General features: G+C 47.4%; 13 protein-coding genes. 8 read left to right on the top strand and 5 right to left on the bottom strand.

Features of this window, described 5'->3' with window-relative positions:
• Positions 1-31 precede the first annotated feature (31 nt).
• The 4 genes from hslV to F0P94_RS02630 all read right to left on the bottom strand — a co-directional run bounded on the left by hslV (position 32) and on the right by F0P94_RS02630 (position 4,070).
• Positions 32-580 carry an ATP-dependent protease subunit HslV gene (gene hslV, locus F0P94_RS02645; protein WP_150902139.1) on the bottom strand — a complete coding sequence of 183 codons (549 nt, stop codon included), beginning with the start codon at positions 578-580 and terminating at the stop codon, positions 32-34.
• A gap of 202 nt (positions 581-782) precedes the next feature.
• Complete coding sequence (locus tag F0P94_RS02640) at positions 783-1,181, bottom strand: DUF6252 family protein (RefSeq protein ID WP_191906888.1); 399 nt, start codon at positions 1,179-1,181, stop codon at positions 783-785.
• A 302-nt stretch (positions 1,182-1,483) separates the two neighbouring features.
• Positions 1,484-3,193 (bottom strand): pyruvate dehydrogenase complex dihydrolipoamide acetyltransferase, encoded by a 1,710-nt coding sequence (locus tag F0P94_RS02635; RefSeq protein ID WP_150902137.1) that lies wholly within the window; start codon positions 3,191-3,193, stop codon positions 1,484-1,486.
• A gap of 259 nt (positions 3,194-3,452) precedes the next feature.
• A complete protein-coding gene (locus tag F0P94_RS02630; RefSeq protein WP_150902136.1) occupies positions 3,453-4,070 on the bottom strand; it encodes a histidine phosphatase family protein in 618 nt (205 codons plus the stop codon).
• A 56-nt stretch (positions 4,071-4,126) separates the two neighbouring features.
• Here F0P94_RS02630 and F0P94_RS02625 point away from each other — a divergent pair, with 56 nt between their 5' ends.
• The 8 genes from F0P94_RS02625 to F0P94_RS02590 all read left to right on the top strand — a co-directional run bounded on the left by F0P94_RS02625 (position 4,127) and on the right by F0P94_RS02590 (position 13,756).
• Entirely contained in the window at positions 4,127-4,546 is a 420-nt protein-coding gene (locus F0P94_RS02625) for a hotdog fold thioesterase (protein ID WP_150902135.1), read from the top strand.
• A gap of 7 nt (positions 4,547-4,553) precedes the next feature.
• Positions 4,554-5,801: a chorismate-binding protein gene (locus F0P94_RS02620; RefSeq protein ID WP_225307100.1), complete on the top strand. Its 1,248-nt coding sequence runs from the start codon at positions 4,554-4,556 to the stop codon at positions 5,799-5,801.
• Positions 5,779-7,473, top strand: a complete 1,695-nt coding sequence (menD, locus tag F0P94_RS02615) for a 2-succinyl-5-enolpyruvyl-6-hydroxy-3-cyclohexene-1-carboxylic-acid synthase (protein ID WP_150902134.1) — start codon at positions 5,779-5,781, stop codon at positions 7,471-7,473. The genes F0P94_RS02620 and menD overlap by 23 nt, the downstream gene beginning before the upstream one ends.
• 399 nt (positions 7,474-7,872) lie before the next feature.
• Positions 7,873-8,319, top strand: coding sequence for a DoxX family protein (locus F0P94_RS02610; protein WP_150902133.1), 447 nt, complete (start codon positions 7,873-7,875; stop codon positions 8,317-8,319).
• 189 nt (positions 8,320-8,508) lie between these two features.
• Positions 8,509-9,333, top strand: coding sequence for a 1,4-dihydroxy-2-naphthoyl-CoA synthase (gene menB, locus F0P94_RS02605; RefSeq protein ID WP_150902132.1), 825 nt, complete (start codon positions 8,509-8,511; stop codon positions 9,331-9,333).
• 157 nt (positions 9,334-9,490) lie between these two features.
• A complete protein-coding gene (crcB, locus tag F0P94_RS02600) occupies positions 9,491-9,868 on the top strand; it encodes a fluoride efflux transporter CrcB (protein ID WP_150902131.1) in 378 nt (125 codons plus the stop codon).
• 158 nt (positions 9,869-10,026) lie between these two features.
• A complete protein-coding gene (locus F0P94_RS02595; protein ID WP_150902130.1) occupies positions 10,027-11,145 on the top strand; it encodes an AMP-binding protein in 1,119 nt (372 codons plus the stop codon).
• A 445-nt stretch (positions 11,146-11,590) separates the two neighbouring features.
• Positions 11,591-13,756, top strand: a complete 2,166-nt coding sequence (locus F0P94_RS02590; RefSeq protein ID WP_150902129.1) for a dipeptidyl-peptidase 3 family protein — start codon at positions 11,591-11,593, stop codon at positions 13,754-13,756.
• 202 nt (positions 13,757-13,958) lie between these two features.
• Here the strand turns inward: F0P94_RS02590 and F0P94_RS02585 are convergent, their stop codons facing one another.
• Positions 13,959-14,645 (bottom strand): response regulator, encoded by a 687-nt coding sequence (locus F0P94_RS02585; RefSeq protein WP_225307099.1) that lies wholly within the window; start codon positions 14,643-14,645, stop codon positions 13,959-13,961.
• Positions 14,646-15,281 lie beyond the last annotated feature (636 nt).

Genomic DNA, 15,281 nt, shown 5'->3' with positions numbered 1-15,281 from the left:
AATTTAGCCTTTATATTTGATTTATCCGCATCTAAGCCAAAGGCTTTTCAATGGTAAGGTTGTGATTGGTGAATACACAGATATCGGCGGCAATATTCAGGCTTTCACGCACCATTTCCTCGGCGGAAAGGTGCGGCGCATGTTTCTTCAGAGCCAAGGCAGCCGAAAGGGCATAATTGCTTCCCGAACCGATGGCGGCCACCTGATTGTCCGGTTCCAGCACGTCGCCGGTGCCGGAAATAATGAGCAGTTCGCTTTTATCGGCCACGATCATCATAGCTTCGAGCTTGCTTAAATAACGGTCGGTGCGCCACATTTTAGCCAGTTCAATAGCAGCCCGCTTCATGTTGTTGCTGTAGGCGTTCAGTTTTTCTTCGAAACGCTCCAGCAAGGTAAAAGCATCGGCAGTGGAGCCGGCAAAACCGGTCACAATTTTGCCGTCCTGTAATTTGCGGATCTTCTTTACGTTGCTTTTGGCTACGGTATTGCCCATGGAAGCCTGGCCATCTGCGCCAACAGCCATTTCGCCGTTATGGTAAACGCCGATTACGGTGGTCGATCTTATTTTTACTTTGGTCATATATTCAGAATTTAAAGGGCAGCTGCCTTTTACAGCCCCTATTAGAAACCCAAATTTAGAGTAAATTCAGCAAAGAGCCTGATAAAAATTATTGCCAGTCAACTTCCATTAATAAGAGAAATGCTGTAGCCTTAGGAAGTCTGAACGATGAGACAGACCGTTATTTTAAAAGCTAGGGTTCTATTTGATAATAAAATTGATTTTACCTGATATGCACATCCGTGAATGTTCCTTCAGTCAGTACTTTCATCCCCGTTGAATTGGAGTTAGGGGCAGGTGTTGCCTGAAAAGAAAAAGTACCTGATATCTTTCGTTCCACCATATCAAATTTTGTAACCGTAAGTTTGGCAGAAGATGCAGTCCAAACCAGGTCGTTTGGGTTATCTCCGGAGTAAACCATGTAACGACCTACCGCAATAGAATCATAAACACCAGGTTTGTTAATGGTTGGTAAAACGATACTGATCATTTCACCTTTATCGGTCACGCCGCTGATTTCCATCCTTACAATTGAAGTGGTTTGCGCATCGGTAGAATTTGCCAGGGTGCTTTTTTCAAAACCGTTTACTCTGGCTTTAATCGTGCCGGGAGAAGCAGGCATAAGTGGTGTTGAAGTATCGGGTTCGGAAACAGGATATGGGTTTAGTTTTGGATTATTAGATTCTTCCTTGCACCCAAAAATTAAAAAAGATGAAGCAATTAGAAGACTACCGGCTAATCGGGATCTTACTATCATAATTGGCGACCTATTAAAACGATTACATTACTATCGAAATAAAACTCCCTAAAAGTAACAATTCCATATTATTTGAAAACCTGAAAAAGATTGACATGTTAGGCTTTGTGAACAAAAAAGCCTTTCAGATGCACTGAAAGGCTTTTTTTACTTAAAATTATAGCGATTTACACCAGCATCCGGATCGGATCTTCGAGCAGGCCTTTAAAGGTTTGCAGGAAAGCCGAACCAACGGCGCCGTCTACTACACGGTGGTCACAGCTCAGGGTTACTTTCATGATGTTGCCGATCTGGATCTGACCGTTTTTCACTACCGGTATTTGCTTGATCGCACCTACAGCCATGATGCAGGCATCCGGCGGATTAATGATGGCAGTAAACTCTTCAATGCCGAACATGCCTAGGTTGGAGATGGTAAAGGTGTTGCCTTCCCAGTCGCTTGGCTGCAGCTTTTTCGATTTGGCTTTGCCACCCAAATCTTTCACCTCGCCGGCAATCTGGCTCAGGGTTTTCTGATCGGCATTGCGCACTACCGGCACGAGCAAGCCTTCTTCAACGGCAACGGCCACGCCGATATTGATCTGTTTGTTTATGCGGATCTTATCGCCTAACCAGGAAGAATTTACGAACGGATGCTGTTTCAAAGCAGCGGCTGCCGCCTTAATTACCATGTCGTTGAAAGAGATCTTCACCGGGGAAATTTCGTTCAGGCTGGTACGTGAAGCTACCGCTTTGTCCATGTCGATTTCCATGGTCAGGTAGAAATGCGGCGCACTGAATTTGCTTTCGGCCAGACGTTTGGCAATGATCTTGCGCATCTGGCTTACTGGAATTTCCTCGTAGGCGGCGCCTTGCGGAGCAGCAGCAGTTGTAGCAGCCGGAGCCGCTTGCGGTTGTGCTTTCGGAGCGGCAGCAGCCGGCTGGAAGTTCTCCACGTCGCGGAGTACGATACGGCCGTTGTCGCCGGAACCTTTTATCTCAGACAAGTTATAGCCTTTTTCTTTGGCAACTTTCTTGGCCAGTGGCGAGGCTTTCACCCTTCCGCCTTGTTCGGAAGCGGCCGGAGCAGCATGTTCACCTGCCGGTACGGTGGTTTGTGTCGGCTGGCTTTCAGCGCCTTTCTGGGCTTTGTCGTCGGTTAAAGCGTTTTCAATTTCCGACTCGGATTTGGTTTCTCCGGAAGCACCTTCTTTTTCAGACGTTTGCGCTCCTTCGCCTAATAACTGCTTGTAATCGGCGCCTTCTTCGCCGATAATGGCCAGAATGGAATCGATCGGGGCGGCCTGACCGGCTTCAATGCCGATGTATAGTAAAGTACCGTCTTCGTAACTTTCCAGATCCATGGTGGCTTTGTCGGTTTGCACCTCAGCCAGCACATCGCCGGATTTTACTTTGTCGCCCACTTTCTTTTGCCAGCTTTCGATCACGCCTTCCGTCATGGTGTCGCTCATTTTCGGCATCCGGATAACGGTGGCTTTCACGTTGGCAGCAGGTTTGGCTTCTTTCTTTTCAGAAGTTGCAGGCGCTTTCGGCTCCTCTTTGGCAGCTTCTTTTGGAGCCGTTTCTTTCGGAGCAGGTTTTTCTTCCGTTTTTTCAGCTTTAGCGCTTTCGCCGCCCAGAAGGCCGGAGATGTCTTCGCCTTGCTTGCCGATAATGGCCAGCACGCCGTCTACGGGTACTGCGTCACCTTCTTTCGGACCAATATATAACAGGGTGCCGTCTTCGTAGTTTTCCAGTTCCATGGTAGCTTTGTCGGTTTGCACCTCCGCCAGCACGTCGCCGGATTTTACAGTATCCCCCACTTTTTTCAGCCACGATGAAATTATACCTTCTGTCATGGTATCACTCATCTTCGGCATTCTTATTACTTCGGCCATAATTGTTGTTTCTCAGATTAGCAGCCCCAAAAATAGATTGAAAATTAGTTTAATCAAACTTCCCGGGTGCTTTTGTTCAGGATTTGCAGGTTTTATGGTTTTTGAGAAGAAATGTAGGGACAGGGCTTGACCTGTCCGCACGCATTCCCGGTCTGATATTGTTTGATTTTTAATGATTAAAAAACTGAAATTCTTATCGCAATAACATGCGGACAGGAATTCTTATCGCAATAACGTGCGGACAGGTCAAGCCCTGTCCCTACTCTTTCAAATGCTCCACATTCAGATGCTCGGCAATCCGGAAAAAGTTGCCGGTGAAATGCAGCACGTACAATCCCAGATTCCGGTGTTCGAAAAAATCCATGCACTTTAAGGGGTAATTCAGCAACTGGCACAGGAAAACCCGGATGGCGCGGCCGTGCATGCAAACCAGAATTGTTTTTTCATCTTCCCGGTTTTTAATCAGATCTATTATGGGCAGCTGCCGCGCCGCAACGTCTTCCGGGCTTTCGCCGCCGGCAATGGCCAGATCGGTTTGCCCGGAACGCCAGGAGGCCAGCATATCGTTGTAGTACTGGTCTTCTTCCAGGGTAATTTTGGTTCCTTCGCGGTCGCCCCAGTTAATTTCGTTCAGGCCGCTGTGCGCTTCCCACTGGCAGCCGTCCTGGATAAAACTGGCTACCGATTGCTGGGCCCGCTGCAAGGCAGAAGTATAGATCCGGTCGAAAGGAACGTGGCTGTAATGTTTGTAGAATTGTTCTGCCTGCCAGAGGCCGGTGGCATTTAATGGGGCATCTACCCCGCTGCCCTGCACGATATGCTGCAGGTTGTAGTCGGTTTGGCCGTGGCGGATCAGGTAAACTTTTTTAACAGTCAATTTTCTTCTACTTTTGTTTCGGTTACAATATTAGTCTGTTTTATACGGTTTGTTGCATGCAGGAGCAGGAAAATACGCTGGAGAAGTTAAATAGCTGGCGAAAGAACACCATGGTGGAGCATTTGGGAATTGAACTGACCGAAGTCGGTCCGGATTTCCTCTGCGGTAAAATGCCCGTAGACCACCGCACCCACCAGCCCATGGGTTTGCTGCACGGCGGCGCTTCGGTGGCTCTTGCCGAAACCTTGGGCAGCATTGGCGCAACGCTTTTGGTAGACCAAAGTAAATACGCCTGCGTGGGTCTGGAAATTAATGCCAACCACATTAAAGCTGTGCGATCAGGTTTTGTGTACGGAAAAGCTACCGTTCAGCACGCCGGCCGTACAACCCAGGTCTGGGAGATCCGGATCACTTCCGAAACCGGCGACCTGGTCTGCCTGAGCCGCATTACGATGGCCGTAATCGAGAAAAAATAAAATCGCTTTGCTTTCAAATACCGAATCTTATCTGGCTACTATTGCCGCCCCTCAGGCGCTGGAAGCCGTTTTCCAAATGGCGGTTGCCCATAACCTGGCTTTTGCCGCCTGGCGCCTGCCCAACCAGGAAGAATTCTTCGCCTGCGTTTCCGCTGCACCGGTGGCTGTTCCGGAGGAATTTCACCTGGAAAGTGCGCCCGCCGGTTTTATCATGCACCCGTTTACGGTAACCGAAGAAAATAAACCATACTTCCTGGAAGCAGACCTTCTTTTTCAGGGAAATTTCAGGGAAAATCATTTGCGGTTTCTGTCTTCTTCGGAAAAAGCGGTTAGCGGTAATTTCTTTGGCAAATTGCAGGAGGCACTGCAACAGCCGGATGCCCCTGCAACCTGGCATTCGGCTGCCGAACCTGTGTTTACAGCCAGCAAATCCGTCTACGAAGAGCTGGTTCAGAATGGTATCGATTTCCTGAAAAAAGGCAATGCTGAAAAAGTGGTTCCTTCGCGCTGCGCTCAGGTAGCATTATCGCCGCATTTCCGGCCGGTTACCGGATTTTTTAATTTGCTGAAGCAGTATCCGCATGCCTTTGTTTCCCTGGTTTCGGCTCCGGAAACCGGAACCTGGCTGGGCGCTTCTCCGGAAATTCTGGTGGTGAAAGACAAGAAGAACATTTTCCGGACCATGGCTTTGGCGGGAACGCAAAAACTGGCTGCCGGTCTTAGCCCTGCCGATGCCATCTGGCGACAAAAGGAAATCGAGGAGCAGAGTATGGTGGTGCGTTACGTGATCAGTTGCTTTAAAAAGATCCGGCTGCGCGAATACGTAGAAACCGGTCCGCGGACGGTAGCGGCGGGCAACCTGCTGCACCTGCGTTCTGATTTTTGCGTGCCTTTGAACGAAGAAGAATTCCCGAATTTAACTTCCCGGATGCTGCACCTGCTCCACCCTACTTCGGCGGTTTGCGGACAACCGAAAGAAGCGGCCCTGGATTTCTTGAACGCCCACGAAAACTACAACCGGCGCTACTACAGCGGCTACCTGGGTCCGGTAAACGTGCAGCACGAAACGGCCGTTTACGTTAACCTGCGTTGCCTGGAACTCAGGGAAAACTCGGCGATCCTTTATGCCGGCGCCGGCGTAACCGTAGACTCCGACCCAACTAAAGAATGGCAGGAAACCGAATTGAAAATGCAAACCGTTTCGGCGGCGCTTCAACTTAATACCCCTTTAGATGATACTGCAACCGGTTACTGATATTGCTGAGATCTGCGCGCGGCATGAGCTGAAAAACGTGGTGCTTTCGCCGGGTTCGCGGTGCGCACCTTTAACCATTGCTTTTGCCCGTCACCCGGAAATGCAGGTTAAAACAGTTTCGGATGAAAGAGCAGCTGCTTTTATTGGTTTGGGGATGGCACAGATCTCCGGGAAAGCTTCGGTGCTGGTTTGCACTTCGGGTACGGCTTCCTACAATTATGCCCCGGCTGTAGCTGAAGCTTTTTATCAGCAAATCCCACTGTTGGTTTTTACCGCCGACCGGCCCCAGGAATGGATCGATCAGCTGGACGGGCAAACGATCCGGCAAACCAATATTTACGGGCAGCACATCAAAAAAAGCTTCAATTTTCCGCCGGACCTGCAACACAAAGACGCGATCTGGCACGCCAACCGCATGGTTTCCGAAGCCATCAATTTAGCGCATGCCTTCCCCGCAGGACCGGTGCATATAAACATTCCGCTCCGCGAACCTTTTTACCCAAACCCGGACGAAGTTTTCAGCTACTCTAAAGATTTGAAGATCATCCGGGAAACGGAAAACGATTTTACCTTAAGCGATAAACAGGCCGCTAACCTGACTGAAGGCTTAAAGCAATTCAGGAAAGTGCTGGTGGTGCCCGGTCAACAAATGCCGGACAAGGAACTGGAGCAGGCGATAAGTACTTTTTGTGCCGGAAACGATACGGTTCTGGTCAGCGACATCATCTCGAACTGCTTTCCGGAAAAGGCTATTACGCATCACGATGTTTTCCTGACGGCCAAGAATCCGGCAACGGAACAACTGCAACCGGACCTGGTAATTACGTTTGGCAAATCGGTTATTTCGAAAAACCTGAAACTATTCCTGCGCAAATCGCATGGCCTGCAGCATTGGCACATTCAACCCGCCGGCGAAGTAGCCGATACTTTTCAGGCTTTAACTACCATTATCCGGTGCCAGCCAATCAGCTTTTTCAGTCAGGTTAAAATTGAAAACGGTACCGAAAACAGTGAGAAACCCTTCTCCGCGCTTTGGCAAAAGCAAAACGCACGGGCCGAAGTATTCCTTCAGCAGTTTTTCCTGAACAAGCCATTCAATGAGTTTTCGGCTTACTGGTACGCCATGCTGGCCCTGCCGGAAAACAGCCTTTTGCACGTGGCCAACAGCATGGCTGTGCGGTACGCCAATCTGCTAGGTTTACCGGCCAACCGGAACATCACCGTTATTGCCAACCGTGGTACCAGCGGGATAGATGGTTGCACGAGCACCACGGTAGGAAATGCCCTGGAAAGCGGCAAAATAACTACCTTGTTTACCGGCGATCTGGCCTTTTTCTATGACCGGAACGGGTTGTGGCATAATTATCTACCAGGGAACCTGCGCATCATTATTTTCAATAACCAGGGCGGCGGCATTTTCCGGCTGATCGATGGCCCGGCAAACCAACCGGAACTCGATGAGTTTTTTGAAACCCGGCAGTTATTGCAGGCGGAAAACACGGCAAAAGATTTTGGCATGCGTTATTTTAAATGCGAGACCGAAGAAGAACTGGCGCAAATACTTCCTCAATTCTATGAAAACACCGGCGCTGCCATCCTGGAGATCATGACCAATAATTTACAGAATGCTGCCTTCTTCAAGGAATTTAAAAACAGCTTCGAAACGAACTGATTTCTACTTTGCTGACCAGAAGCTATCTCATAAACACCCAAAGCAGCTTTTGAATTGGGTTTTGGCTAAAGAATTTCTCTGTAGCATAGGTAGCGTAGGGTTTAAACCCTACGCTACCTATGCTACAGAGAAATTTTGATTTATGAGATAGCTTCTGATATTTTCCGTCAGCTAAAGCAGACGGCAATGAATTTTTAGTTGGTTTGATTTTGCATTGGTAGACTTTCTGAACGCTGATAAATAGTACTCCGGCCGGAATAAATATTACCCCGAAACCATTCACCCTTTAAAAAGGCTTTTCCCTCAAAATATTTTTTATTTTCTGCTCAGTGTCAGGCATCTGCGTAAATGCTAATATGATTTTCGGTTAGCTTTTGTAGAACTTTTAATACTTTTATTATGCACCTGACAGACGATATAGACCGCTGGTCGGAAAAGCATCATCCGCTGGTACTGGAGTATCTCCGGATGGCTCTCGGAATTTTCATTTTTGCCAAGGGCGTCATGTTCTTTCAAAATACGAAATGGATCCAGGAAATGATTGCCCACAGCCATTTCGAAGGCGGCGCAGTCGGGTTTGCCCATCTTATTGGTTTTGCTCACCTGGCCGGCGGCCCCATGATTGCCATGGGCCTGAAAACGCGCCTGGCTTGTATCATCCAGATCCCGATCCTGATCGGTGCCGTATTTTTCACCAGTTTCGGCAGAGGGCTTTACACTGAAAATTATCACCTTATAGAATCCATCATCACCCTGCTGCTCCTCGTTTCCTATGCGTTTTATGGTTCCGGCCGCATCTCCGCCGACCATCGATTGCGCAATAACGAGCGCGACATGCTTTATTAACGTTCAAATAAACTATGAAAAAGAAAAGCCCGGTTTTTAACCGGGCCTTTTTTGTGCCCGGCAGGTTTTCGGACTTCAGGCAGTAATAAATAAGAGAATTGCTTACTTTTGAGCCAGCAATGGTTTCCGGTTTAAAGGCTTTGGTTTTTCCGGCCGGAAACCTACCGTTTAACGCATATTAGACAAACTATGACAAGTAAGTACAACTGGCAAACCCTGAAAGAATACCAGGAAATTCTGTTTACATATCACGAAGGCGTGGCCAAGATCAGCATCAACCGGCCGCACGTGCATAATGCGTTTACGCCGCGCACCGTAACTGAAATGATCGATGCTATGGAACTGGCCCGTCAGAACCCCGACGTAGGCGTGGTGATTCTGACCGGCGAAGGCGGCAATGCGTTCTGCAGCGGCGGCGACCAGAGCGTACGTGGCCACGGCGGTTACATTGGCGAAGATACCGTTCCGCGTTTAAATGTGCTCGACCTGCAAATGCAGATCCGCCGGATCCCGAAACCGGTAATTGCTATGGTAGCCGGCTGGGCCATTGGCGGCGGCCACGTGCTGCACGTAGTATGCGATTTAACCATTGCAGCTGAAAACGCCCGTTTCGGCCAGACCGGCCCTAAAGTTGGTTCGTTCGATGGTGGCTTTGGTGCTTCTTATCTGGCGCGTATTGTAGGCCAGAAAAAAGCCCGCGAGATCTGGTACCTCTGCGACCAGTACAACGCCGAAGAAGCCCTGGAAATGGGTCTGGTAAACAAAGTGGTGCCACTAACCGAATTAGAAGAAACTACCATGGAGTGGTGCCGCAAAATGCTGGCAAAAAGCCCGCTGGCGCTCCGCATGCTCAAGTCCTCTTTCAACGCCGAACTCGATGGTCAGGCAGGTATTCAGCAATTAGCCGGCGATTCTACCCTGCTGTACTACCTATCTGACGAAGCCAAAGAAGGTAAAAACGCTTTCCTGGAAAAACGCCAGCCAGATTTCTCGAAATACCCGAAATTCCCTTAATAGTGATTAGTGAATAATGATTAGTGATTAGTAGTTGATGAATAAAACAGAATAAATTATAATGAATAAATTGTCCAGGTCTAGAAAATTATTTAAGGACTATTTTCAATTTTCAGATCAACTAATCACTAATCATTATTCACTAATCACTAATTAAGTGAAAGAATTATTTTTAATTTTTGTTGGCGGTGGATTAGGAAGCGTTGTTCGGTACATATTGGGGCGCTGGCTGAATGCCGGTCATCAGTATGCTTTTCCAGTGGGTACCTTTACCGTAAACGTGCTGGCTTGTTTAATCCTGGGGCTGGTAATTGGAATGGCCGAACAAAAACTGCAAATTTCGCCGTTGACCCGTTTGTTCTGGGCAGTTGGTTTTTGCGGCGGTTTTAGTACCTTTTCCACATTCAGTTATGAGAACCTGCTGATGCTGCAAACCAATCAAAACAGCCTGTTACTTGGCTATATTTTGCTGAGCTTAGTACTATGCGTTTCTGCAACATTCGGAGGACAGCTTTTGGCTACCAGGTTTTTCTAAACGGAAATTATCAAAACATGAAGCAGCCTGGTTTTTTTTCCGGCTGCTTTTTTATTTCCATCCAATTCTGAAAACCGCCGTAACTTTACCAGTTCATATTTGTACGAACAACGAACAACGAACAACGAACAACGAACAACGAACAACGAACAACGAACATGCAAAGCCTGCTGCTGAACGGAAAAGTTTTTTACTACGACGAAATTGCTGCGTACTCTTTCCGGAACAGCATTCCGATAAACGGGTACGAGGCCAAAACCCTGGAACTTTGTCGCGACTGGCTTACCGGCGTCCAGGAATTTGCGATCCAGACCTCGGGCTCAACCGGCGCACCTAAAGTAATTACCTTAACCCGGCAGCAACTCGAAGCCAGCGCCCGATCTACTATTAAAGCGTTGCAGGTTGAAAAAAATGACCGGGTATTGGTTTGCCTGAATACCGAAACTGTAGGCGGACTAATGTTGCTGGTCAGAGCTTTTATTGCGGACATGCAACTGACGATCATAGAACCGACTTCCAATCCCTTGTTGGTTCTTCCACCGGAGAGCGCTTTTGAATACGCTTCTTTTGTGCCCATGCAAATGCAGGAAATGCTGGCTTTTTCGCCCCTGAGCCTACCGTTTTTTAACCAGATGAAGGCTATTTTGATAGGCGGCGCGGCAGTTTCAAATTCCCTGCAGGCAAAGCTTCAGCATATTACCGCACCCGTTTACCATACTTACGGCATGACGGAAACGGCTTCGCATGTGGCGCTTCGCCGGTTGAACGGTTTGGAGGCGTCGCCTTATTTTAAAGCTTTACCGGGCATAAAGCTAGGTACCGATGAGCGTGGTTGTTTAACAATTTCCGGCGAAGTTACAAATCAGGAAACCATTGTAACGAATGACCAGGTGCAGCTCCTCGATCAGGAAACGTTTGAGTGGCTGGGCCGGGTCGATTTCGTAATTAATTCCGGGGGCGTAAAAATTCAGGCCGAAAAAGTGGAGCAGATACTGGAAACTGCTTTAGCACAGATGGGCCTGGTTGTAAACAGTTTTATTTCCGCTTTGCCCGATGAAAAACTGGGAGAAAAAGTAGTAGCCGTTATCGAGCAACAGCCATTGGACCAGATCCGGGAATCGCAATTACGGGACATTTTGCAAAGCTTATTAACCCGTTACGAAGTGCCGAAATTATTTCTTTACCTACCTGAGTTTAAACGCACGCCTTCCGGTAAAATGGACCGGAACCAATCGGTGAAACTGGCGCAAACTTACAGCCTGAACAGCAGGTTTTAAGTTCCAAAAACTACTACCCTTTTCACCTTTATTTGAAAACGATTGTCGTTCTTTTTCCGGCAAGTGCTGAATTTACCGTTTTTGGAAAGTAGTACTTCAACGCCGGTAATTTGATTAGAAGCTATCTTAAAATGGCTGTCATCCTGAGCGATAGCGAAGGACCTCGTTGGCTCTCCGCACCAAAGCCAGATTTAACGTTTTTACCAGTAGCCGACGAGTTGTTTCGCTGTCGCTCAACATGACAAACAAATTTATGGAATCGCTTCTAATGGCGGCCATGAAGGAAATCTATGGGTCCCGAAACTTTAGAGCTTTAGCATGTATCATTTGTCCGGTTTGTCCGTTTGTGGGCGAAATGCAAGTAAATATCCGTGAGCTTTGTATAATAAATTGCAATTGCTTTCATTTGTAAAGGAAACAATAATTCTCCCGTTTAACTTCACGTATGAAAATCACTAAAAACTCGGCTTCTGCCCTTATAATTGCCGGTATGCTTTTAGCCGGATGCTCGAAGTCGGCAACGCCAACAACGTCTTCGAAGGCTGATTCGAAAGCTGCTGCTCCGGAAAGCGAAGTGGCTAAGATCAATGCACCAAACCAGGGTGAAAATTCAAACAGAAATTTAACCAAATCCGAAATTCCGGTCGACAACTTCGAATACATTGCCGATCAGTTTGCCGACATTCGCATTTTGCGTTACCAGGTGCCGGGCTTTGAGCAACTGGCTCCTCAGGAAAAAGAACTGCTTTATTACCTATACGAAGCAGCCCTTGCCGGCCGTGACATTATTTACGACCAGAACTACAAGCATAACCTTCGCATTCGCCGTACTCTCGATGCGCTTGCCGAAAACTACAAAGGCGACCGCAACAGCGAGGATTTCAAGAAATTCATGACCTATACCAAACGGGTTTGGTTCTCGAACGGTATTCACCACCACTACTCTACCCTGAAAATTCAGCCGGAATTCAGCCAAACTTATTTTGCGGAGCTGGTGAAGAATTCGCCGGATGCCAAATTGCCGCTGAACCAGGGCGAAACCAAAGACGCTTTTGTAAAATGGATCTCTCCGATCATGTTCGATCCGAAAATTGCGCCTAAGCGGGTAAATCAGGCTGCCGGTCAGGATCTGGTCGCTACTTCAGCCAATAACTTCTACGAAGGCGTTACCCAGAAGGAAGTGGAAGCCTTTTATGCCAAGAAAGAAAACAAGAACGATCCGCGTCCGGTTTCTTACGGCCTGAACTCCAAGCTGGTAAAGGAGAAAGGCGTGATCAAGGAAAAAGTGTGGAAAATAGGCGGCATGTACGATCCGGCTATCTCCAAAATTGTAGGCTGGCTGGAAAAAGCCCAGAATGTGGCTACCGACCCGGCGCAAAAAGAATCGCTGGCAAAACTGATCCAATATTACAAAACCGGCGACCTGAAAACCTGGGATGATTACAACATTGCCTGGGTAAACGATGTAACTTCCCCGATCGATGTGGTGAACGGCTTTATTGAAGTTTACGGAGACCCGCTGGGCATGCGTGCTTCTTACGAATCGGTGGTTTCGTTTAAAGATATGGAAGCTACCAAGCGCATTAAAGCTATCGGCGACCAGGCCCAGTGGTTTGAAGACAATTCGCCGCTGATGCCGGAGCATAAAAAGAAAGACGTAAAGGGAATTACCGCGAAGGTAATTACGGTAGTAGTAGAAGCCGGCGATGCCGCTCCTTCTACCCCGATCGGTATTAACCTGCCAAACGCAAACTGGATCCGGAAAGAGCATGGCTCCAAATCGGTGAACCTGGGCAATATTGTTCATGCCTACAACCAGGCCGGCGCCAAAGGCAGCGCCCTCTCCGAATTTGCCTGGAACCCGGAAGAAATTGAGCGTTCTAAAAAATACAGCAGCCTGGCCGGCGACCTGCACACCGATATGCACGAAGTGATCGGTCACGCTTCCGGACAAATTAATGCAGGTGTTGGCACGCCAAAACAAACGCTGAAAAGCTACGCTTCTTCCATTGAAGAAGGCCGCGCCGACTTAGTTGCGCTGTACTATGTAATGGATCCGAAGCTGATCGAGATCGGGGTAATGCCGAGCCTGGAAGTAGGCAAGGCCGAGTACGACGGTTACATCCGCAACGGCATGATGACCCAGCTTTCTCGCTTAGCCTTGGGCGAAGACGTGGAAGAAGCGCACATGCGTAACCGCCAGATGATTGCCAAATGGGCTTACGAAATGGGTAAGAAAGACAACGTGATCGAAAAGAAAACCCGCGACGGTAAAACCTACTTCGTAATTAACGATTACAACAAGCTCCACAACATTTTTGGCCAGCAACTGAAAGAATTGCAGCGCATCACTTCCGAAGGCGATTACAAAAAAGCGGAATACCTGATCGAAACTTACGGCGTAAAAGTAGATCCGGAATTACACAAAGAAGTACTGGCGCGTTATGCCAAACTGAACATTCCGCCTTATTCCGGTTTTATTCAGCCAAAGTTAACGCCGGTAATGCAGGGTGGTAAAATGGTAGACGTAAAGATCGATTACCCGAAAGACTTTACCCAACAGATGCTGGAATTCGGCAAGAACTACAACTACCTGCCAAACGTGAACTAAAAACGATAGCCTTTCAGGCCAAAAAAGTAAAAGCCCCGGAAGCAATTCCGGGGCTTTTTATTTTACACTTCAGAAGTAGTATTTTACTGGTTCAATCTTGCTTTACCGTAAACATCAGCCAACCAACTTCCACCTTATAAAGTCTTCAAATTTTAATCTAGAAAAGGCTGGGAGGAATATCCGATTTTAGAAAAAGCGCAAGTTAATCGATAAGGCCGTGGGTCAGGGCATACTTGATTAAGGCGGCCGTATTTTTTACCTGGGTTTTTTCAATAATATTCTGGCGGTGGCTTTCAATGGTCCGCTTGCTGGTGAAAAGCTTGTCGGCAATTTCGGCATTGGTCAAACCTTCGGCAATCAGGCGCAATACTTCAATTTCGCGTTGCGACAATTCGGCACCCTTTTTTTCCTGATGGTTGTTAGAGATACTCTGGGTTGTAGGCGTATGCACCAGCTTACCCAAAAAGGACATGGAAAGATCGGTACAAATAAATTTATTTCCGGTTTCTATCAGGCGGATGCCGCAAACCAGTTCTTCCTTCCCGATATTTTTAAGGGCATAACCGCTAGCCCCCAGTTGCAGCATTCTGGCCACATACTTTTCATTGTCGTGCATGGAAAGCACCATTACTTTTTGCTCCGGGTTCTTTTCCCTGATCTTCTGCATGGTCAGGAAACCGTCCTGCTCCGGCATATTCATATCCATTATGATCAGGTCGGGCGTAATTTCTTCCAGCAGTTTAATCAGTGCGGCTCCGTTCGAGGCCTCTCCTATTACGTTTATATTTTCATCTTTCAGTAAGGCTTTTATACCATCCCGTACAATTTTATGATCATCAACTAATGCAATATTGATCACTTTCACATCCACGTCCATAGATCTGTTCATAATGCACAAATTAAGTTTGTTTCTTTTCTGATTAAAGTAAAGGTCGGTTTAGGCGCTTTTTGTTAACACCTGAAGCAGCAGGTAAGTTTATAGGAGTGCGAAATTAGGACTTTAGATTTGTACAAATTACCGTATTAATGTCACAAATTAGCTCCGTATTAATCGCAGCATATTTGCAGGTCTTTTTTCATAATAACTTGTTTAAAATCGGATACTCAGGCAAGGTTCCGGACTTTCTTCCATTTGCGTTACTTTATAATCCCAAATTGATTTTGATTTCAGGCACTATAATAAATTTCCAGATCAAAAAGCAAAAGCGAAGGCCTTTCTATTATTTCAATCCGCCGTTCTTTTATCCGGTAACTTCTTTTTATGGGATTTAAATTAAAAAAAAGCAGCGCACTTTATTGCAATTTCCGGGGAACCCGTTTCGAAAAAAGCAAACCGCCTGCGATTAACAGTGCAGCAAACCTATAATGTTAAGATTTGTTTCTGGAGAATGCGCACTTAGCCGGAAGAAACTAGCCAAAACGGTAAAACGGGAAGCGAGCCCCTGTGTTTCACCGGTTACCGCATCTTAATTATCGGGCTTTTCTGCCTGCTGGCTTAGCGTTGTCGCCTTGCCGAAAGCCCCAC

The sequence above is a fragment of the Adhaeribacter soli genome (assembly GCF_008727925.1).
Taxonomy (GTDB): Bacteria; Bacteroidota; Bacteroidia; order Cytophagales; family Hymenobacteraceae; genus Adhaeribacter_A; species Adhaeribacter_A soli.
The sequence above is the reverse complement of the archived record's forward strand: the minus strand, read 5'-3'. Positions and strand labels throughout refer to the sequence as shown.

Excerpts from the sequence above, each read along its gene's own strand:
- F0P94_RS02590 (WP_150902129.1), top strand. The coding sequence starts at position 11,591 with ATGAAAATCACTAAAAACTCGGCTTCTGCCCTTATAATTGCCGGTATG.
- menB (WP_150902132.1), top strand. The coding sequence starts at position 8,509 with ATGACAAGTAAGTACAACTGGCAAACCCTGAAAGAATACCAGGAAATT.
- F0P94_RS02625 (WP_150902135.1), top strand. The coding sequence starts at position 4,127 with ATGCAGGAGCAGGAAAATACGCTGGAGAAGTTAAATAGCTGGCGAAAG.
- menD (WP_150902134.1), top strand. The coding sequence starts at position 5,779 with ATGATACTGCAACCGGTTACTGATATTGCTGAGATCTGCGCGCGGCAT.
- F0P94_RS02635 (WP_150902137.1), bottom strand. The coding sequence starts at position 3,193 with ATGGCCGAAGTAATAAGAATGCCGAAGATGAGTGATACCATGACAGAA.
- F0P94_RS02595 (WP_150902130.1), top strand. The coding sequence starts at position 10,027 with ATGCAAAGCCTGCTGCTGAACGGAAAAGTTTTTTACTACGACGAAATT.
- F0P94_RS02640 (WP_191906888.1), bottom strand. The coding sequence starts at position 1,181 with ATGCCTGCTTCTCCCGGCACGATTAAAGCCAGAGTAAACGGTTTTGAA.
- F0P94_RS02585 (WP_225307099.1), bottom strand. The coding sequence starts at position 14,645 with ATGAACAGATCTATGGACGTGGATGTGAAAGTGATCAATATTGCATTA.
- F0P94_RS02610 (WP_150902133.1), top strand. The coding sequence starts at position 7,873 with ATGCACCTGACAGACGATATAGACCGCTGGTCGGAAAAGCATCATCCG.
- hslV (WP_150902139.1), bottom strand. The coding sequence starts at position 580 with ATGACCAAAGTAAAAATAAGATCGACCACCGTAATCGGCGTTTACCAT.